This is a genomic window from Paenibacillus sp. J22P15 (assembly GCF_056269345.1).
This window is the reverse complement of record NZ_JBWDNT010000001.1, coordinates 937,089-957,368: the sequence shown is the minus strand read 5'-3', so window position 1 is coordinate 957,368 and position 20,280 is coordinate 937,089. Positions and strand designations below refer to the sequence as shown.

The following is a 20,280-nucleotide window of genomic DNA, read 5'->3' as shown; positions in this document are numbered from 1 at the left end:
CTTACGTTAACATAGGAATGTATAGCTATAGATAGAAAGGAAATGTATCGATGTCAGAAAAAACGTTGTCAGATATTCAGCGAGAAGTTGATGATTACATTTCTCAATTTAAAGAAGGCTACTTCAGTCCGCTTGCCCTCATGGCAAGAATGTCTGAAGAAGTAGGCGAGCTTGCTCGTGAAGTGAATCATTTTTATGGGGAAAAACCAAAAAAAGCCGATGAAGCGGAAAATTCCGTTGAAATGGAGCTTGGCGATATTTTATTTATTCTTTCTTGCTTTGCTAATTCACTCAATATAGATTTAACAGAAGCGCATAATAAGGTTATGCATAAGTTTGCTACTCGCGATGCGAACCGGTGGACGAAGAAAATAACCGAACAGTAAACAAGCTCCGAACATATGCTGTACCATCAACCTGTGTACAAGGAGGATGGGCGTATGGATGGCGAGAGTTGCATCAAAAAGGCTTATGAATTTATCTTTAATAGTGATTTCGAGCAAGCGATCTATTGGTTCGAGCAAGCTATAGAGGCTGAACCGGACAATGCGTTCTATTATCATACATGCGCTGTATCATGCGCGAGAAGTGGTAAATGGACAAAAGCTAAGCAGTATGCCGAGATGGCGGTTAGAATCGATCCTGAGCTTATTGAGTATAGGTATCATCTGCAAACTGTCGAAGCAGGATTATTGCAGGCCGAAGCGGATATTTTGTTAGCGAAAGTACCGCCAAAGCTAATTGAAGCTGCTGAACTGCTGGAAGCTGCAGCTCTGCTTGACCCTTTATGCTTTGATGCGTTTTATACGTTAGGTGTTTTGTATGCTACTCTCAAGCAATATGACAAAGCAGTTATAAATGCAAGAGAAGCGATGCGGCTTGATCCCAGCCATTCAGCAGCGAGAAGGCTATTTGCTGACGTTAACCGCAAGCGTCGGATGCTGCGCGCTCAAATGGATGCAACAAAAAGAAAAAGGAACAGGTGATAAGATGTCGACACAAAAAATACGCGTGGCCGTTGCTGGTGCAAGTGGCCGAATGGGACGCGAAGTTATAAAAATGGTGCTGGAGGACGAGTCGCTTCAATTGGTAGCGGCCGTCGCTCCATCTGCTGGACCAGTTGACGCTGGCTCTTTTGCAGGAAAAGCAAATACAGGAGTTGTAGTTAGCGCAACGCTGGAGGAAGCACTTCAAAGTGCGGTAGCAGATGTTCTCGTTGATTTTACAGTTCCGCATATGGCCTACGGTCATACCAAAACAGCAATTGAAGCGGGAGTACGTCCTATTATGGGGACAACTGGGTTTACGCCTGAACAGATCGAGGAATTGGACGAGCTTTGTCAGAAAAAAGGAATTGGCGGTCTAATCGCACCTAACTTCTCAATCGGCGCTATTTTGATGATGAAATTTGCTGCTGAAGCTTCGAAATATTTACCACATGTTGAAATCATTGAATATCATGGAGATCAAAAGTTGGATGCCCCTTCAGGCACTTCCATTAAAACGGCAGAATTGATTTCACAAGTGCGTAAGGAGTTTCGTCAAGGTAATCCGCAAGAGGAAGAAGTCATTGAAGGTGCTCGCGGCGGTTATTACAACGGTTTCCGTATACATAGTGTGAGACTTCCAGGCGTATTTGCTCAGCAGGAGGTTGTGTTTGGAGGTTATGGGCAAACGCTCAAGATTCGTCATGATTCTTATGATCGAGCGGGTTATATGCCTGGTGTAAACGTAGCTGTGAAGAAGGTTATGACCTACAGCGGTTTAATTTATGGATTTGAACATATTATGGATTAGATTATCGGGCATCAGGAGAGGGGAACGGCATGTTAAACATAGCATTTATTGCGCATGATCGGAAGAAAGAGGAAATCGTTAACTTTGTTATCGCATACGAGAAAGTATTTGCAGGGCATCAGTTATTTTCAACTGGCACGACAGGCACTCGTATTATGGAACAAACAAATTTATCCATTCATCGGTTTATGTCAGGTCCACTTGGTGGTGATCAACAAATCGGCGCGATGGTAGCACAAAATGAAATGGATTTGATTATCTTTTTGCGTGATCCATTGATGGCACAGCCGCATGAGCCGGATATCATTGCATTACTTCGCTTGTGTGATGTACAAGGCATACCGGTTGCAACCAATGTAGCGACAGCGGAATTGCTCGTTAAAGCTCTGGAACGCGGCGATTTTGCTTGGCGTGAGCTCGTTCATAAATATAAACCAGGTATTACTGAATGATGACGGAACTGGATATCCTTGTTTTTGGTGCTCATGCGGATGATGCTGAAATAGGTATGGGCGGTACGATCGCCAAACATGTACAAGCAGGGTATAAAGTTGGAGTAAGTGATTTAACGATGGCTGAAATGTCCTCAAACGGTACGGTCGAGCTGCGTATGCAAGAAGCGGATGCAGCATCCAAAATTCTTGGTCTGCATGCTCGTACTAATCTTGGTCTGCCAGATCGTGGCTTGGAGCCTACTCGGGATCAGATTGAACGTATTGTGGCTGAGATACGTTACTTCAAGCCTCGAATCGTCTTTGCTCCTTATTGGGTAGACCGTCATCCTGATCATGTGGCGTGCAGCAGATTAATTGAAGAGGCTGTGTTTAACGCTAAGCTGCGCCGCTATATGCCGGAGCTTCCTGCCGTTCAAGTATCACAACTTGTTTATTATTATATAAATGATGTGGATCAAGTTTCCTTAACGGTGGATATAAGCGAATTCCAAACGATAAAACGTAAATCGCTGCTGGCTTATCGTTCTCAATTCGATGCAGCAGCTGGCTCTGATCGCGTAGCTACACCTTTAACGAATCATTACATAGAACGAGTAGAAGCGCGTGATTCATTGCTGGGCCAAGCAAGGGGCTGGGCTTATGCTGAGGGCTTTGCTCTCAAGCGTCCACACGCGATACAATATTTTTGACAATTCGTACAGCTCTTGTGTAATACAATAGTTATACGTGACGAACACAGGAGGTGCGATATCAGTGACGAGAAAATTAAAAATTGGCATAACCTGTTATCCTACCTTGGGCGGGTCAGGCGTCGTAGCTACCGAATTAGGTAAGCTGCTTGCAGAACGTGGTCATGAAATTCATTTTATTACGCATAGCATACCATTTCGCTTAGGCCACTTTAATAAAAATATATTTTATCATGAGGTTGAGGTTAACGATTATTACGTGTTTCGGTACCCGCCTTATGATTTAGCATTAGCAAGTAAGATGGCACAGGTTGCCAAAATGCAGCAGCTCGACCTGCTGCACGTCCATTATGCGGTACCTCATGCGGTCTGCGCATATTTGGCGAAGCAGATGAATGGCGACGGTCTTAAGACGGTCACAACCCTACATGGCACTGACATCACTGTACTTGCTCAGGATGAATCGTTAAAAAATTTAATCCGTCTCGCAATTCATCAAAGCGATGCGGTGACAGCAGTTTCAAAGGATCTTATTCAAGAGACTAGGCAGCTGCTTGATATTACAACACCGATCGATTTAACGTATAACTTTGTCGATAAACGAGTGTATTATCCGCGGGATGCCGCTTCCTTGCGTGCGGATTACGCAGCCCCAAATGAGAAAATTTTGATGCACATTTCTAATTTCCGTCCAGTCAAGCGGGTTGGAGATGTTGTAGAGATTTTTGCTCGCGTATCGCAGAAAGTTCCATCAAAGCTTCTCTTAGTAGGAGAAGGACCCGAGCTTTCAAAAATTCAATATCGAATTCGTCAACTTGGACTTGAAGACCGCGTTCATTTTCTGGGCAAGCAAGAGGATGTTGCTCAAGTCATTTCAATGGCTGACGTACTGCTGCTTCCTTCAGAGAAAGAAAGCTTTGGCTTAGTCGCTCTCGAGGCAATGGCGTGCGGAGTACCGACTATCGGTTCTAATGCTGGAGGAATTCCAGAGCTTGTAACCCATGGGGAAACCGGATTTTTGTCTGCGATTGGCGATATTGATGATATGGCACAAAACGCGGAGAGACTGCTCACCGATGAGAAGCTTCATGAGCAGTTTAAGCAAGCATGTATGTTTAGAGCGAGAAACGAGTTTTGTAATGATGTAATTACAACGCAATATGAGCAGATCTATTATCGGGTACTCGGCATTGAAGCGGATTTGCCAATTACTGTTTGCAGCAGCGATTAACTTATAACGTCTGCTTCTAAAGAGAGGTGTATCAAATGCGGCTTACATTTTCAGAACCAATCATAGCTGCATTGCCCGTCATTGAGCGGCTTCGAGAGCAACATTTCGAAGCCGTTTTTGTGGGCGGCGCAGTTCGAGATACCTTTTTAGAATTGCCGATCAAAGACGTTGATATTGCTACTTCAGCTCGTCCAGAGCAAGTGCTTGCGCTATTCGAGCGCTGCATACCTACGGGCTTGCAGCATGGGACAATTACCGTCATTAATGACGGTATCACCTATGAAGTAACTACTTTTAGACTCGAATCGGCGTATGAAGCGCATCGCAAACCTGAGAGTGTTCTATATATTACAGAGCTTGATGGGGATTTGTTACGGCGCGATTTCACGATGAACGCAATGGCGCTGAGCAGTGACGGCGAGCTATATGATCCGTATGGCGGTATACATGATTTGCAGGTTAAAAGACTTCGCTCCGTGGGTGATCCGAATGCACGTTTTCAAGAGGATGCGCTTCGGATGCTCAGAGCAATACGGTTCATTGGGGTGTATGAGCTTACTCCGTCGCTTAGAACATGGAAAGCAGTGATACGTTATCGTGAATTATTGAAGTTTATTGCAATGGAGCGAGTGCAAGTCGAGCTTGATAAAATGATCGCAGGCTCAGCTCCGCAAAGAGCACTGCATTTTCTAGCTGCGAGCGGATTGTTGTTTCATTTGAAGGAGTCCTTTCTTGAAGAAACAGCCATGTCCTTAAAAGGACTAGATCACGCAGGCAAAGGAATAGGATTGTTCTCACGGCTGCATGAACTGGATGCTATCGATTCACGCTGGGCTGCACTTGCCATAGCAATAAATATATCTGTCGCTGCAACGCAGCAAGCGCTGCAGGTGCTGAAATTTTCAAATACACGGATCAAAACGATTATATCTATTGTAGCGATTCAACAGGAAATGCAGATCATTTCGAAAATAACAAATGAAACGGAGCTTCAATCTGGCTGGCTTAGCATCGTTATTCGTTTTGGCAAGGGAGCTTGCAGTGAATGGATTCATGTTATGCAAATACTCGAAGCATCATCGGAGGGCTTCTCTACTGCCTTTCTAACGCGTTTGAAAGACTGGCATGCAGAAATGATCGTGTCATCACTCAAACAGCTTAAGGTGTCAGGTAAGGATCTAACAATTCATTTGCAGAGTGAAGCAGGACCTTGGGTTAGTGAGACTTTGAGCAAACTGCTGTTACTTGTAGCGATAGGTGAGCTTGAGAACGATCAACGTGTATTGCTTGAGCAAGCATCGCAGTGGCATTAAGATCGTTTACGCCGTTAAGTTTGCTTTGCAATACATTAGGAGGAAATTTTAAATGAAACATGAGATTTTGCTTCAATTGTTTTTAGACAAGACAGGTGAGTACGTATCAGGGGAAAACATTAGCCAAGAGCTCGGAGTTAGCAGGACGGCAATATGGAAGCAAATTCGCAAGCTTGAAGCAGCGGGCTATCATTTTGAAGCTTCAAGGCGACTTGGTTATCGTCTAATTAGTATACCGGATAACCTTTCTATCGAGACAATTGCAAATCAGCTGGACGCAAAAGTATTTGGTCAGCAGATCCATTATTTTGAAACGGTGGAGTCCACCCAGAATCTTGCTCGAGCAGCTGCTGAAGAAGGTGCTTTAGAGGGAACACTATTTCTTGCAGAGCAGCAAGTCAAGGGTCGCGGCCGAATGGGGCGCGGTTGGATCTCACCTCGGGGCAAAGGGATCTGGATGAGCATGGTCATGCGTCCATCCGTGCCGATTCATTTTGCACCTCAGCTCACCTTATTGACAGCTGTTGCGCTATGCCGAAGCTTAAAGCGTCTTACGTCATTGCCGATCGGAATTAAATGGCCTAACGACTTGCTCATTGATGGGAAGAAGATTAGCGGAATATTACTTGAATCAGCAGCAGAAGACGAAAGACTGCGCTATGTTATTGCTGGAATTGGGATCAGCGTTAACCTAGAGGAAGCTGATTATCCGGTGGAATTGCTGGAGAAAGCAACGTCGCTTCGTATTAATGGCGGGAAAAAGTGGTCAAGAGAGGATGTCATTGCTGAATTCCTGAAAGAATGGGAGCAGCTGTATTTCCTTTATCAAGAGCAAGGCTTTAGCCCAATTGTAACACTTTGGGAAGCGTTGTCTGTCTCGCTTGGCCAAAGAGTGCGACTGATTACGCCTCAGGGAGACATCGTTGGAGTGCCAATTGGTCTTGATGAGAGCGGCGCTATTCGAATTAAGCTCGATGATGGAAGTGTAAAGCCTGTTTTCTCAGCTGAGATGGGCGAGCCGCTATAATTGATTTCGTTTACGTATTGCTAAAAGTTTGATAAACTAGAGCTATCAGGCGGTATTCTAAGGGAGCTGCACTGATGAGGAATATTACTATGTAAATGATTGGGAATGCACACTCTGCTCTGAGCCGTAGGGACCGAGACAGAAGGAAGCACAACAAGCAAACGTTTCCTTTTCAGTTTGGGGACCTTTTTAGCAGCGGCTAAAAGGTTTTTTTGTGTTTATCCTAACATTGAACGGGGGATGAAGCTGATGAGGAAACGACTGACGATTACTAAACTAAAAAAAATGAAGCAGGACCGCAATGCGATTTCCGTTTTGACAGCTTATGATTATCCTTCAGCCAAGCTTGCTGAAGAAGCTGGAATTGATGTCATTCTTGTTGGAGATTCACTTGGGAATGTAGTTCTTGGTTATGACACCACTATACCCGTGACGATCGACGACATAGTTTATCATACAAGAGCGGTTGCGAGAGGCGCTCAGCAAACGTTTATCGTTGCTGACATGCCTTTTATGACCTACGGCATTGGCCGTGAATCGACACTTCGTAATGCTGCAAAAATCATGCAAGAAGGCGGTGCCCAAGCTGTAAAGCTGGAGGGTGGTGCTGACATTGCATCTGATGTAGCTGCGCTGGTTAAAGCAGGAATTCCTGTTATGGGCCATATCGGGCTTACACCACAATCCGTACATCAGCTCGGGGGTTATAAAGTACAAGGTAAACTAGACTCGGAGGCGGAACGACTTATCCAAGATGCGAAAGCATTGGAAGAAGCAGGCGCTTTCAGTATCGTCCTTGAGCTTGTAACCGAGCCTCTAGCGACCATGATCAGTGAAATGCTGACGATTCCTATAATCGGCATTGGGGCAGGACGCGGTTGTGATGGTCAAGTACTTGTATATCATGATATTTTGCAATATTCATCGCCTTACTTTGAGAAAAAATTTGTGAAAACCTATGCTGATATCGGTACGACAATTAGAGATGCTATCCAATCTTATGTTGATGATGTGAAAACAGGGCAATTTCCTGCTGAGGAGCATGTTTTCTCGCCACAAACATCGAGTATTTCGTCTTTATATGGCGGCACAGATGCTAGCAGTAATGAAAAGCAAGCTGAGAATGAAGGCAAGGCAGATAAGGGGGTTCAGCTGAAATGATCATTTGTCGATCAAAAGCAGAGCTGAGGCTGCAATTATCTACTATGCGCGAACAGAATAAAAGTATCGGTTTTGTTCCGACGATGGGTTATTTGCATGAGGGCCATGCTTCCCTAATGCGTCAGGCTCATGCTGAGAATGATGCTGCAGTTCTGAGTATATTTGTGAATCCGCTGCAGTTTGGACCTAACGAGGATTTGGATCGTTATCCGCGTGATGAGAAGCGTGATTTAGCACTCGCAGAAGAATGTGGTATCGACATCGTATTCATCCCATCGGTCCAAGAGATGTATCCTGTCAAACCACTTACGACGGTCATTGTTAATCAAGTAACGGATCGTTTATGCGGAGCCTCCAGACCTGGGCATTTCGACGGTGTAGGAACAGTTGTTAGCAAGTTGTTTCATTTGGTTTCTCCCGATCGTGCTTATTTTGGCATGAAGGACGCACAGCAGGTAGCAGTTATTCAACAAATGGTCGATGATCTTAACTTTCCTTTGCAAATCGTTCCAAGTCCCATTGTACGAGAGCCAGATGGTCTCGCACTAAGCTCGCGCAATGTCTTTCTGAGCGCCGAGCAGCGTGAGCAAGCAGTTATATTGTCCAAAACGTTAAAGCAGGCATCTGAATGGATGAACGAGCCTGAGATGACGGTTGAACGTCTAGAAGCAAAGGTAAAAGTTCAGATCTCTAAAGCGAGTGAAGCTGTTATTGATTACGTTGAGCTGCTTCATTATCCTTCTTTGCAGGTGCCGGAGGCGCAAGCTTCTCTAAACACGATTCATCAACCACTAATATTGGCATTAGCAGTGAAGTTTGGCACGACTAGGCTAATTGACAATTGTATATTACAGTTTACGGAGGTGAGCAAACATGTTCAGAACAATGATGAAATCCAAGTTGCATCGGGCAACGGTTACAGAAGCGAACCTGAATTATGTAGGTAGCATTACTATTGATGAAGATCTTATGGATGCAGCTAACATATGGGAAAACGAAAAGGTTCAGATCGTCAATAATAATAATGGAGCGCGGTTTGAGACCTATGTCATTACAGGCGAACGTGGTTCAGGTGTTATTTGTTTGAATGGAGCAGCAGCGAGGCAGGTTCAGCCTGGTGATCAAGTGATTATTATTTCTTATGCTATGATGACGGATGCCGACGCTAAGGAACATAGACCGATTGTTACCATTTTGGATGCCTACAATCGCCCCTTGCAAATAATTAACGAAGAGCTGCATGCCACTATCCTGTAATTTGATCAATTACAACGTTAATCCCTTCATTATGTAACGAATGGGATGCTGTATGAAAAACGGCGAAGAAACAGAAAATGAACATAACACTCCTTAATTCTTTGGCGAAGGCGGGATGCGGTATGTTCCAACATATGTTTTCATCCATGAATCAGATGCTTGATCAAATTATTGAACAGTACGATGGTGCAGAAGCAAGTGAAAAGCAGCATTTCCAAGAACAAATGAATGAGCTCAAAAAAGTAAGTGATACGTTTATTGAGCAATGGCTTGAATTTGAGGAGAAGTTTACTGAGTTTAAGGAGCATCAATGCGACAATGCAGGCGCATTGCAGACACAGCAAGCTCAGTCGGCTTCGGTAGAAGCGCCTCTTCCAGAATCGCCTTTAAATGTAGCAGCTTCTAATAATAAGGCCGATTTTGAAATTTCGGACGAGCTTGCTGCGATTATTTCCAAAGGGCAGGGCTATTATAAGTTATTTATGTTTTCGCAAGCAGCAGTGCAATTTCAATCAGCTATTCTACAAGCACCGGAATGTAATTTGGCTAGACTGTTTTTGGGTATGACTCAGATGCATCTCCAAAATTGGAGTGAGGCTCAGCGGCATTTTCAATTGCTGATTGTATTAACGGACTTTCCCAAATGGCTTGCAATGGGCTATAATGCGCTAGGATGCATTCAAGCTGTGCGAATGAACTTGGCACAAGCAGAGCAATTATTTATGAAAGCTTATGAAGTATGTCCAAGCTTTAAGGATCCGTTAAACAATTTGAAATCATGCCAAGAAACACCTAAGCACTTATCATTATATTTCGGAAGCACGGAGCTGTGCTGTTTGTGAGAGGATCGGGGAATACATGAAATTTGCTGTATTGGATTTAGAAACGACGGGACATAGCTCGGAGGATGATATTTTGCAGGTTGGGCTTGTTATCGTTTCCGAGGAGCTTGATATTATCGATACGTTTAGCTCCTTTGTTCGACCTAACATTCCGATACCAGCCTTCATTACACAATTAACAGGCATAGATGAAACGGTTGTAGCGGATGCTCCAACACTCAAAGAGGTCATCACCAAGCTTGTTCCGTTACTGGATGATGCTGTTCTGGTTGCTCATAACGTTGGCTTTGATGCCGGCTTTCTGAACCAAGCATTATCGAAATGCGGCTTGCGTCCTTTCGCGGGTCGTAGGCTGGATACAATTGAACTACTTCGAATATTATATCCTACAATAAATACGTATCAGCTCGGAGCGGTTTCTGAGCTCTTCGGTATTCCGCATGATCAGCATCACCGTGCAGACAGTGATGCAAGGGCAACCGCGCTATTGTTGATTGAAACGGTAAAAAAGCTTCGCAAAATGCCGCTGCTCACTTTGCAGCGGCTTTCCACGCTTGTAGATGACGGCAGCGATTTAAGCTGGTTTATTAAGCATACTCAGCAGCAAATGGAGTATAGTACTGTATTTGAATCCAATGAATACGACTATTTTAATCAATTTGCATTGAAGGTACGCGAATGGAGCGAGGAACAGCCGCCGCGAGCAAGCAGTGCAAATACCATGCCGCTAACGGACGTATCATTTGACAATTATTTGGCTGATGTAAGAGATCGTTTTATACAGAAATTTGATAATTATGAGGAACGAGAAGCGCAAGTAGCCATGTTCCAAGAAGTATACAGCGCGCTGAGTCAAAATCAGCATTTACTTATAGAAGCAGGAACGGGTACTGGCAAGTCGCTCGGTTATTTAATCCCCGCACTTTATTATGGCATTCAAAACGGCAAAAAAGTTGTAGTCAGCACACATACGATTAATTTGCAGGAGCAGCTTAGGCAGCGTGATTTGCCTTTGTTAGAGGAAATTTTGCCATTCGAGTTCAGAGCTTCTATTTTTAAAGGCAGAGGTAATTATTTGTGTTTGCGTAAATTCGAAGGTAAAGTTAACACCAAAGATCTTGTATCTCCTATTGAAGATACAGTAACCGCTGCACAGATGGTCGTATGGCTTGGAGAGACGGAGACAGGTGATCAAGAGGAGCTTAACTTTGGCAACAAAGGTGCTGATTTCTGGTCAACGGTAGCAAGTGACACAGATTCTTGTCTGAATCGCGCTTGTCCATGGTTCAAGAGATGCTTCTATCATCGGGCGAAGCATGAAGCGAACATTGCTGATGTTACAATTACCAACCACTCCATGCTGTTTACTGATGTACAAGCGGATCATCGCTTATTGCCTTCTTATACTCATTTAATTATTGATGAAGCACATCATGTTGAAGAAGTGGCTGGGAAGCATCTTGGCATGCAAATCAATTATTTCTCATTAACGCAGGCCGTTCTTCGACTATATAAAGATACACGCTCTGGGCTGTTGCCAGGTCTTCGTCAAAAACTTTTGTATGAGGATGACGCACATCAGGCTTCATGGCTGGAGACCATTGACACGGTAATTCCTATATTTCAAGAGATAAAGGAACATTGGGATAAGCTGTTTGAAATGTTCTACAGCTTTACTTCTACTTCATCCGACGGGCCGACCGAAAATGGTCAATCCGTATGCAGGCTTAAAAAGAATGAGCTTCCAGAAAGCTGGGAGGATGGCGTGACGGTTGAAGGCAATATTCATACAGAGCTTAATCGTGTCATCCGAACAGTTGATAAAATGGTCACGGACATCAAGGATCGTGTTGACGATTCCGGTGTGCAAGCGATTATTACAGATTTAAATGGAGCCGTTCGAGATTTATCACGTCTGAAGGATGAATTGAGAACCTTCGTTACCTTAGAACTGAAGGATTCTGTGTTCTGGATTGAAGCAAGCAGCGTTTATCGCTATAGATCTGTTCAGCTTTATGGTGTTCCAGTTGATGTAAGCGCCCAACTGCAAAAGTATTTTTTCGATGTGAAAGAAAGTATTGTGCTTACTTCTGCGACGTTATCGGTGCAAAAATCATTTCAATACGCAGAGGAACAGCTCGGTCTGCTTGGCTATGAACAGCAGGGAAGACTCAAAACAGTTCAATTGCCATCCCCGTTTAACTATAGGGAACAAGCATTAGTTGTCATACCGCGTAATTTCCCTGTTCTAAAAGGAGCAGCCGTAGATGATACCTATCTCGATATGCTAGTTAAGTCATTAGCTGACGCAGCGAAGGAAACAAAGGGCAGAATGCTTGTCCTATTCACCTCCTATCGTATGCTAAGACAGGTGTATGAGCCGCTCAAAGCGCTCTTGAGTGCTTCAGGTATTCAAGTGCTTGGTCAGGGGATAGACAGCGGCAACCGAACGAAGCTGACTAGACGCTTTCGGCAAACGCCGGAGTCTGTGTTGCTAGGAACGAGCAGCTTCTGGGAAGGTGTAGACATTCCGGGAGAAGCTTTAATATGTCTTGCAATCGTACGCTTACCATTCCAGCCTCCTAATCATCCACTCGTTGAGGCAAAGGCAGAAATGCTGCAGCGTCAGAAGCAAAATCCGTTTATGAAGTTGTCCATCCCTCAAGCGGTTATTCGTTTTAAACAGGGCTTCGGACGACTTGTAAGAACGTCGCAAGACAAAGGGATCGTAATCATATATGATACTAGGGTAATCGACACTTACTACGGGAAGCATTTCTTATATTCGCTGCCAGGCCCTAAAATCGAAACGATGCATACGGATCAAATGGTCGTTCGTATGAGGGAGTGGTTGTCTGATGATAAAACAACTGAGCTGCAGGGAAATCAGGAAAATCAAGCTGTGTTAAGCGAAGAGGAGAAAAAACGATGAAGCAAACGAAAATATCAGAAGCAGTCGTCAGAAGACTTCCTGTTTATTTGCAAGTATTGAATGAAATGCTTAATCGTGAGATTCAAACCATTTCTTCGCAGGATTTAGGCACTAAGCTTGATTTGAATCCTGCTCAGATTCGTAAAGATCTTGCTTATTTCGGTGATTTCGGCCGAAAAGGTGTAGGATATGATGTGGTCTATTTGATTGAGAAGATCCGTCAAATTTTGAAGGTCGATCAGACGATAAAGGTGGCTTTGGTTGGAGCGGGTAATTTGGGGCATGCCTTATGCAATTACAATAAGTATTCGAAGGATAACATGCAAATTACTGCTGTGTTTGACGAACATCCGAGTAAGATCGGGACGAGTATCAATAATTTGATCGTGATGCCCATGAGCGAACTTCCTTCCATTGTTGCCGAACAAAAAATTCGCATTGGTATTATTACTGTACCGGCTTTCGAAGCTCAAAATGTAGCAAATCAATTTGTGGAGGCAGGCGTAGAAGGCATTCTGAATTTCGCGCCTGCTATTTTGCGAGTACCGGATGAGATACGGATACATAATGCTGATTTCACTAGGGAATTGCTTAGCTTAGCCTATTATTTAGTTAGAGAAGGAGAGACGCAGGATGAGTCAGCTTTGGATTGAAAATGGTTTGTTTATTACGATGGATGATGAGAATCCATCATTTAGAGGACATATGGTCGTTACAGATGATCGGATTACGTACATAGGTACAGAAATCCCTCAGCAGCTTTCCGATGAGGTTACAAAAATCGACGGCAGCAAGCTCGCCTATATGCCTGGGCTTATTAATACGCATGGTCATGCAGCAATGACCTTGCTTCGCGGTTATTCGGATGATCAAAATTTACAAGTATGGCTGGAAGAGAAAATGTGGCCGATGGAAGGTAAATATGTTGATCAGGATACGCGTGCGGGCAGCGCTCTAGCCATCGTGGAAATGCTGAAATCCGGTACGACGGCTTTTGTCGATATGTATGATCGTATGGATCAGGTAGCTCAGATGGTCGAACAAAGCGGCATCCGCGGTGTTTTGACAAGAGGAGTTATCGGACTTTGTCCTCCAGATGTGCAAGAAGCTAAGCTTGCAGAGGCAATCACCTTTGCACGCGACTGGAATGGTGAAGCTGACGGACGTATTACAACGATGATTTCTCCACACGCGCCATATACTTGTCCGCCGGCATACATTGAGCGGTTTGTACAAGCTGCCCATGATTATGACTTGCCATTGCACACGCATATGTCGGAGACGATTGCTGAAGTGGAACAAAACGTACGTGACTACGGTTTGCGTCCAGTTGAGCATTTGGATCGTCTTGGCTTCTTCTCGCGTCCATCTCTCGTTGCGCATGCGGTGCATCTGAATGACGCTGAAATCGAGCTGCTTGCTGCGAAAGGGGTAGCGGTATCGCATAATCCTGTCAGCAATTTAAAGCTTGCGAGCGGCATTGCTCGTGTCCCTGATTTGATTCGCGCAGGTGTAACCGTATCTCTTGGAACAGACAGCGTCGCAAGTAATAATAACCTTGATTTATTCGAGGAAATTAGATTCTCGGCGTTGCTTCACAAAGGCATATCGGGAGATCCTACTGCAATTCCAGCTTGGGAAGCTTTGAAGCTAGGTACAGTCAATGGAGCCAAATCCATCTGGCAGCAAGATAACCTAGGAAGTCTCAAAGTAGGAATGAAGGCGGACTTCATCGCGATTAACATTGAACAACCGCATTTCTATCCGCAGACGGATATCATATCGCATTTGGTCTACTCGGGATCAGGGCGAGATGTACGGGATGTATGGATTGATGGCCGCCAAGTGCTCAAGAATGGTGAATGTACATGGCTGGATGAGGAGAAAATTCGTTACGAGGCACAAGCGAGCTTTGATCGCTTGCTGCAAGCCTAATGCGAGCAACAGCAAGGAAACGTCCTCCATTTATGACATTTAAGCGATGGTTGTTCTTAATCATTGTTTGCGTCTTGCTGCTTATCACAGTTTCCTTTATTTATTTCCGAGATGTTCAGAAAGAGCAGTGGTCTGCAATTAAAGCCGTGAAAGAACAAGCTGCAGAAGCGGCTGACCTTGTAGAGGTAACAAATGTTACCCATCATACTTGGCAAAAAAGCAGCTGGATCGTTGAAGGTGTTAATCAACAAGATGAAGAGATATTTGTATGGATGACGGAGGGCAAATCGCCAACTGTAACAAAAGCCACATATGGAATATCCGAAAAAACATTGAAAAATACGTTCAATAGTAAGAAACCAAAGGCAGTCGTGAAGCGAATTCAGCCGGGCTTGCTAGATGATAGTCCAGTCTGGGAAATTTATTATAGTGATGGCGAGGAAGCGCAGCGCTTTAAATATGATTTCTATCGTTTTGATAACGGAGCTTTTATTGATTCTTATACATTACCAGCAAAAACGGGGCCGTGAGGCCCCGTTTCCTTATATTGCAGGACGATTCTCGCAGCAATACATGATATACTTTCGTATAGCGGAGTTGATATACGGATCTATCATAAAAAATTGCGGGAGGGATTTTCATAATGATGAAACCACGTGTGATACCCATTGTTATTACTGCTGCAATTACAGCTTCCATTTTATTCGGTGGATGGGCAATCTACAATCAAGTTGCTGTAGCTGCACCTTTAGAGAAAGTAACTAATAACATCCAAGGCGTTGTAAGTTCAGAAAAACCAATGATGAATCGTGACAAGGTGTCTATCTCATTAGAGTTAGCGCCGAATGCGAATCTACGTGATATATATGAAAGTATTGCTGCTAACGGCAAGGACGTTTTTGGTGACCGTCAGCTTGAGCTTAATATTAAAGATAAATCGAGCAAAGAGCTCGAAGATATATGGTATGCTTCGTTGTTCGAAGTTGCTGAAGCGATGGAGACGAAAGCTTATTCCGACATTCCAGAAGCATTGAAGGAAGCAACTAAATCCATGAAGGATGTCACAGTGACGACAGAAATGGATGAAACGAATGTATATATCACAATTAAAAATACTGAAGCGGTGAAATATGTCGTACTGCCACGCAAGCCAGTTCAAATGGAGGCATGGTAATATGTTGAAATATGGGAAAGAAATTGCGATAGGTTTTTTACCCGTTGTTTTAGCTTTTTTAATTTTTATTGGAGTAAATATTGTACCCATTGTATTGCTTGGCTTGCTTGCCTTTACCGTGGTCTTTGCAACCAAAGGAAGAGGGAAGCTAACAGCGTTATCTAGCCAGAAGCGACGCTCTGAAGAGAAGTTGGCACCACTAACCTTTGAAGAAATCGGAGGTCAAGAGAGAGCGAAACAGGAGCTTATAGAAGCACTAGATTTTCTTGTACATCAAGAAAAAATCGCTAAGCTTGGCATTCGGCCGTTGAAAGGTATTTTGTTATCAGGTCCGCCGGGAACCGGGAAGACACTGCTCGCAAAGGCAGCAGCTCAATATACAGATTCGGTTTATTTAACTGCATCTGGCAGTGAGTTTGTTGAAATGTATGTCGGTGTTGGGGCAGGGCGTATACGAGACCTATTCAAAGAGGCTCGGACGAAAGCGAATAAGGCGAAAAAAAGCAGTGCTGTTATTTTTATTGATGAAATTGAAGTCATTGGCGGCAAAAGGGATGGCGGCCAGCAGCGAGAGTATGATCAAACGTTAAATCAGCTGTTGACAGAAATGGATGGTATTTATGCAAACGAAGCGCCGCGTATTCTGCTAATTGCAGCAACTAACCGCAAGGAAATGCTTGATAGTGCTTTATTGCGTCCAGGCCGCTTTGATCGGCACATTGGTGTCGAGCTGCCGGATAAGAAGGGCAGATTGCATATTTTGAATATCCATGCGAAAAACAAGCCGATTCGGACTGGCGTGAACTTGGAACGTATCGCAAGTGAATCCTTTGGTTTCTCTGGCGCACAGCTAGAGAGTGTTATGAATGAAGCAGCAATCTACGCTATGCGTGATGATAATGAAACGATTGCTGAACAGCATTTGTCGATGGCCATCGATAAAGTTATGATGGGTGAGAAAACGGATCGTGAAGCATCGAAGGAAGAGCGTGAGCGGATTGCGCTTCATGAGCTGGGACATGCCATCATGGCAGAGCTTATGCGTCCTGGCAGTGTATCACAGGTCGCACTATCGCCGCGTGGACAAGCACTGGGGTATGTTCGTCATAATCCGCAGCAGGATCAATATTTGTATACGAAGCAATTTCTGAACGGTCAAATTATGATTGCGCTTAGCGGGGCTGCGGCTGAAGAAATGTTTTATGGTGATCGCAGCACAGGTTCGAGAGGCGATTTCGAGCAATCGATGAATATTGTCAAAACGTTAGTAGAATCTGGATTGACCGAGCTTGGTATTATCGATTCTTCGATGATGACTAAGGAAGGGTGGGCAACCATTAATCGAAGCATTTTGGATGATCTGATGCTGCAAACGAAAGGACTGCTCGAAACGAATCGAGAAGTGTTCAACAAGTCTCTTCAAACGCTTCTTCGTGAGGAAACATTGAGCGGTGAGGAGTTTAGAAAGCTCTTTTCTTCCAATACAGCAGCATGAAGCGTTTACAATATTACAATTTGAAGGCGGAGTCGTCGTCCGCCTTCTTTTTTTGATGAAAAACGTTATAATAATAATGAACTATCTTTGCAGAGAATGCTTCTAATAACATTATAAGAAGGACTCTCCCCACACTAAAGGAGCTAATAAATTGCATATCAAAACAGTTGGAGTTGTAGGAGTAGGCACGATGGGTCAAGGGATCGCGGAAATGCTGGCATCCAAAGGATTGGATGTTATTATTATCGAGCAATCGGACGAGCGTCTTGCTTATGGTAAACAAATGATTGAACTAAGCTTGGACAAACAAATTGAGAAGTGGGCGCTCACGAATTCGGAGAAGAAGCTTATTATGAATAAAATAGAGGGATCTACAAGCTTTGAGAAGTTAGCGGGCTGTGAGCTTGTTATTGAATCGATAACAGAGGATTTGGATTCGAAAAAAGCTATTTTCGAAAAAATTGATCAAATTTGCGGATCTAATGTTATTTTAGCAAGCAATACATCTACTCTTAGCTTAACTGAGCTTGCCAGCGTAACAAACCAGCCAGAGCGTGTTATCGGATTACATTTTATTTACCCTGTATCCAAAATCGATCTTGTTGAAATTGTTCGGGGTTTAAAAACGTCAGAGGATACCTTCTTACGTACGAAACATTTCGTGGAAGAGGTTATTAACAAAAAAGGAGTCATGGTATTTGAATCTCCTGGTTATGTAACCACTCGCCTAATATGCCTATTTATAAACGAAGCACTGCATGTGTTGGAAGAAGGCGTTGCCTCAGCTGAGGATATTGACAGCGCTATGCGTATCGGCTATTCCTTCCAACATGGACCGTTCGAGATGTGTGATCGCTTTGGTCTGGATTCTGTCTTGGCAGCTCTTGAACGTATGTTCCGTGAGTATGGCGAGCTGAAATACCGTCCGTCGATCGTACTGAAAAAAATGGTGCGTGCCGGACATCTTGGAGCCAAGTCAGGAATCGGCTTCTTCAAATATGATATGGATGGGGATCGGATTTAATGAAAGTACTAGTCATCAACGCAGGAAGCTCCTCTTTAAAATATCAGCTTTATAATATGCAAGACGAATCGGTGCTTGCAAGCGGACGTGTAGAACGAATCGGAATGGATTCTTCGATTGTTACTCATGAACCGGTTGATAAGCCAGAGGTTCGCAAAGTCAGTGAAATTCTTGATCATGTTGCCGCTGTTAAGCAGGTTATTAATATGCTTACTAATCCTGAATTCGGAGCAATCACGAGCTTGAACGAAATTCAAGCTGTCGGGCATCGTATTGTTCACGGCGGTGAGGTATTCAGCAGCTCCGTTCTCGTAACACAAGAGGTGAAACTGGAAATTCGCAGACTATTTGATTTAGCGCCGCTTCATAACCCAGCGCATATGATGGGAATCGCCGCGGTTGAAACGAATTTGCCTGATGTTCCGCAAGTGGTTGTGTTTGATACAGCTTTCCACCAGTCCATGCCGAACACTTCTTATTTATATCCTATTCCTACTGTTCTGTATCGCCGCCATAAGGTTCGCAGATATGGCTTCCATGGAACTTCGCATTCTTATGTAAGTGCACATGCAGCGGAATATTTGGAGAAGCCGCTCGAATCGCTCAAAATGATTACTTGCCATATTGGTAACGGCGCTAGCTGTACGGCTATCTTGGATGGGAAATCCTTTGATACAAGTATGGGAATGACACCTCTAGAGGGATTAATGATGGGTACGCGAAGCGGAGATATTGACCCTGCGATAGTACCGTTCGTAATGAACAAAGAGGAATTGACATTAAACGAAGTAAATTCAATGCTGAACAAACATAGCGGCATGCTGGCGATTTCCGGTATAAGCAGCGATATGCGAGAGGTTACTGAAGCAATGCAGGAAGGCGACAAAAACGCGAAACTTGCTTTTGATATGTACGCTTATCGTGTCAAAAAATATATCGGCGCATACGCAGCTGCGATGAACGGTGTGGATACGATTGTTTTCACAGCTGGAGTGGGGGAGAATTCTGTTGCTCTGCGTAAAGCAATATGTGAAGGCATTTCCTTCCTTGGCATTGAACTGGATGACAAGCGCAATGCGGAACGTCGCAAGGATGTTCGGGAGATTAGTACAGACAGTTCCAGTGTGAAAGTACTGGTCGTTCCAACGAATGAGGAGCTTCTCATTGCACGAGATACGTATAATATCGTAACGCAAAAGAATACGTCATTGCAGGCGTAATCGTTTAGGAGGCAGCTGGCATTGAACAACGAGATATGGAAAGCTTACTCGCATGGTATGGCAGCTGCACTGCAGGAAGGCGGAGTTTTTGTATCGGCTATGCTGCTGCGTACATACCGTCAGCTTGATTTGTCAGATACAGAAGCAATGCTGCTGTTGCAAATCATGGTTTATATGGAAGCAGACATGAATGATTTCCCTACGCCTGAGCAATTGGCTGAACGGATGGGTTTAGACGTCAGAGAAATAGGTCAAGTACTTGGCCGGCTAATAAAAGATGATTTTTTGACGATTGATGATTACGTGGACAGCGGTACAGGAATGCAGTCAGAGCGTTACAACTGGACGGGCTGGCTGTTAAAGGCTGCTGCACTGACGGCAGAGCAAAAGCGTGAAACGCGGAAGGCTGAGCGTCAACCGATAAAGGCACCTGCGGCGCCATCATCGGATATATTTACTGTATTCGAGCAAGAGTTTGGACGCTTGTTATCTCCTTTAGAATGCGATACGATAACAGGCTGGCTTGATCATGATCGATATACAGATGAGATTATTCGTTTTGCGCTGAAGGAAGCTGTATTCGCAGGTAAGCTAAGTTTGCGATACATTGATCGAATACTGATCGACTGGGCCCGCAACCGAGTAACAAATGCGGACGAAGCACGCGCACATGCGCAAAAATTTCGTGGAGGAAGAGGCTAAGCCAACCGGCTTAGCCTTTTTTTTTG

At 44.1% G+C, this 20,280-nt stretch carries 21 protein-coding genes; all 21 read left to right on the top strand.

Features of this window, described 5'->3' with window-relative positions; all coding sequences use genetic code 11:
- The first annotated feature begins 50 nt into the window (after nucleotides 1–50).
- Complete coding sequence (locus tag AC0YN6_RS04475; protein ID WP_475745413.1) at nucleotides 51–386, top strand: nucleotide pyrophosphohydrolase; 336 nt, start codon at nucleotides 51–53, stop codon at nucleotides 384–386.
- Nucleotides 387–440: 54 nt separating this feature from the next.
- On the top strand, nucleotides 441–986 hold the full coding sequence (locus AC0YN6_RS04470; protein ID WP_475745412.1) for a tetratricopeptide repeat protein: 546 nt from the start codon (nucleotides 441–443) through the stop codon (nucleotides 984–986).
- Between the two features lie 4 nt (nucleotides 987–990).
- A complete protein-coding gene (gene dapB / locus AC0YN6_RS04465) occupies nucleotides 991–1,797 on the top strand; it encodes a 4-hydroxy-tetrahydrodipicolinate reductase (protein ID WP_475745532.1) in 807 nt (268 codons plus the stop codon).
- 29 nt (nucleotides 1,798–1,826) lie between these two features.
- The gene (locus AC0YN6_RS04460; RefSeq protein WP_475745411.1) at nucleotides 1,827–2,249 is read left to right on the top strand and encodes a methylglyoxal synthase; all 423 of its coding nucleotides are present in this window, start codon (nucleotides 1,827–1,829) and stop codon (nucleotides 2,247–2,249) included.
- On the top strand, nucleotides 2,246–2,941 hold the full coding sequence (gene bshB1 / locus AC0YN6_RS04455; RefSeq protein ID WP_475745410.1) for a bacillithiol biosynthesis deacetylase BshB1: 696 nt from the start codon (nucleotides 2,246–2,248) through the stop codon (nucleotides 2,939–2,941). Before AC0YN6_RS04460 ends, bshB1 begins: the two co-directional genes overlap by 4 nt.
- 64 nt (nucleotides 2,942–3,005) lie before the next feature.
- Nucleotides 3,006–4,172: an N-acetyl-alpha-D-glucosaminyl L-malate synthase BshA gene (bshA, locus tag AC0YN6_RS04450; RefSeq protein WP_475745409.1), complete on the top strand. Its 1,167-nt coding sequence runs from the start codon at nucleotides 3,006–3,008 to the stop codon at nucleotides 4,170–4,172.
- Between the two features lie 35 nt (nucleotides 4,173–4,207).
- Nucleotides 4,208–5,485: a CCA tRNA nucleotidyltransferase gene (locus AC0YN6_RS04445; protein WP_475745408.1), complete on the top strand. Its 1,278-nt coding sequence runs from the start codon at nucleotides 4,208–4,210 to the stop codon at nucleotides 5,483–5,485.
- Nucleotides 5,486–5,537: 52 nt separating this feature from the next.
- On the top strand, nucleotides 5,538–6,512 hold the full coding sequence (locus AC0YN6_RS04440) for a biotin--[acetyl-CoA-carboxylase] ligase (RefSeq protein ID WP_475745407.1): 975 nt from the start codon (nucleotides 5,538–5,540) through the stop codon (nucleotides 6,510–6,512).
- A 249-nt stretch (nucleotides 6,513–6,761) separates the two neighbouring features.
- A complete protein-coding gene (gene panB, locus AC0YN6_RS04435; RefSeq protein ID WP_475745406.1) occupies nucleotides 6,762–7,673 on the top strand; it encodes a 3-methyl-2-oxobutanoate hydroxymethyltransferase in 912 nt (303 codons plus the stop codon).
- Nucleotides 7,670–8,620, top strand: a complete 951-nt coding sequence (gene panC, locus AC0YN6_RS04430; RefSeq protein ID WP_475745405.1) for a pantoate--beta-alanine ligase — start codon at nucleotides 7,670–7,672, stop codon at nucleotides 8,618–8,620. Before panB ends, panC begins: the two co-directional genes overlap by 4 nt.
- Nucleotides 8,547–8,930, top strand: a complete 384-nt coding sequence (gene panD / locus AC0YN6_RS04425) for an aspartate 1-decarboxylase (protein ID WP_475745404.1) — start codon at nucleotides 8,547–8,549, stop codon at nucleotides 8,928–8,930. The genes panC and panD overlap by 74 nt, the downstream gene beginning before the upstream one ends.
- 122 nt (nucleotides 8,931–9,052) lie before the next feature.
- Complete coding sequence (locus tag AC0YN6_RS04420; protein ID WP_475745403.1) at nucleotides 9,053–9,772, top strand: hypothetical protein; 720 nt, start codon at nucleotides 9,053–9,055, stop codon at nucleotides 9,770–9,772.
- Between the two features lie 16 nt (nucleotides 9,773–9,788).
- Nucleotides 9,789–12,704, top strand: a complete 2,916-nt coding sequence (gene dinG / locus AC0YN6_RS04415; protein WP_475745402.1) for an ATP-dependent DNA helicase DinG — start codon at nucleotides 9,789–9,791, stop codon at nucleotides 12,702–12,704.
- A complete protein-coding gene (locus AC0YN6_RS04410) occupies nucleotides 12,701–13,357 on the top strand; it encodes a redox-sensing transcriptional repressor Rex (protein WP_475745401.1) in 657 nt (218 codons plus the stop codon). Before dinG ends, AC0YN6_RS04410 begins: the two co-directional genes overlap by 4 nt.
- Nucleotides 13,338–14,639, top strand: a complete 1,302-nt coding sequence (locus tag AC0YN6_RS04405; RefSeq protein WP_475745400.1) for an amidohydrolase — start codon at nucleotides 13,338–13,340, stop codon at nucleotides 14,637–14,639. The genes AC0YN6_RS04410 and AC0YN6_RS04405 overlap by 20 nt, the downstream gene beginning before the upstream one ends.
- 32 nt (nucleotides 14,640–14,671) lie before the next feature.
- On the top strand, nucleotides 14,672–15,169 hold the full coding sequence (locus tag AC0YN6_RS04400) for a cell wall elongation regulator TseB-like domain-containing protein (protein ID WP_475745399.1): 498 nt from the start codon (nucleotides 14,672–14,674) through the stop codon (nucleotides 15,167–15,169).
- Between the two features lie 113 nt (nucleotides 15,170–15,282).
- On the top strand, nucleotides 15,283–15,813 hold the full coding sequence (locus AC0YN6_RS04395) for a hypothetical protein (RefSeq protein ID WP_475745398.1): 531 nt from the start codon (nucleotides 15,283–15,285) through the stop codon (nucleotides 15,811–15,813).
- Between the two features lies 1 nt (nucleotide 15,814).
- Nucleotides 15,815–17,308, top strand: coding sequence for an AAA family ATPase (locus tag AC0YN6_RS04390; RefSeq protein WP_475745397.1), 1,494 nt, complete (start codon nucleotides 15,815–15,817; stop codon nucleotides 17,306–17,308).
- 151 nt (nucleotides 17,309–17,459) lie between these two features.
- A complete protein-coding gene (locus tag AC0YN6_RS04385; protein WP_475745396.1) occupies nucleotides 17,460–18,332 on the top strand; it encodes a 3-hydroxyacyl-CoA dehydrogenase family protein in 873 nt (290 codons plus the stop codon).
- Nucleotides 18,332–19,552, top strand: coding sequence for an acetate/propionate family kinase (locus tag AC0YN6_RS04380; protein WP_475745395.1), 1,221 nt, complete (start codon nucleotides 18,332–18,334; stop codon nucleotides 19,550–19,552). Before AC0YN6_RS04385 ends, AC0YN6_RS04380 begins: the two co-directional genes overlap by 1 nt.
- A gap of 21 nt (nucleotides 19,553–19,573) precedes the next feature.
- The gene (locus AC0YN6_RS04375; RefSeq protein WP_475745394.1) at nucleotides 19,574–20,254 is read left to right on the top strand and encodes a DnaD domain protein; all 681 of its coding nucleotides are present in this window, start codon (nucleotides 19,574–19,576) and stop codon (nucleotides 20,252–20,254) included.
- Nucleotides 20,255–20,280: the final 26 nt, after the last annotated feature.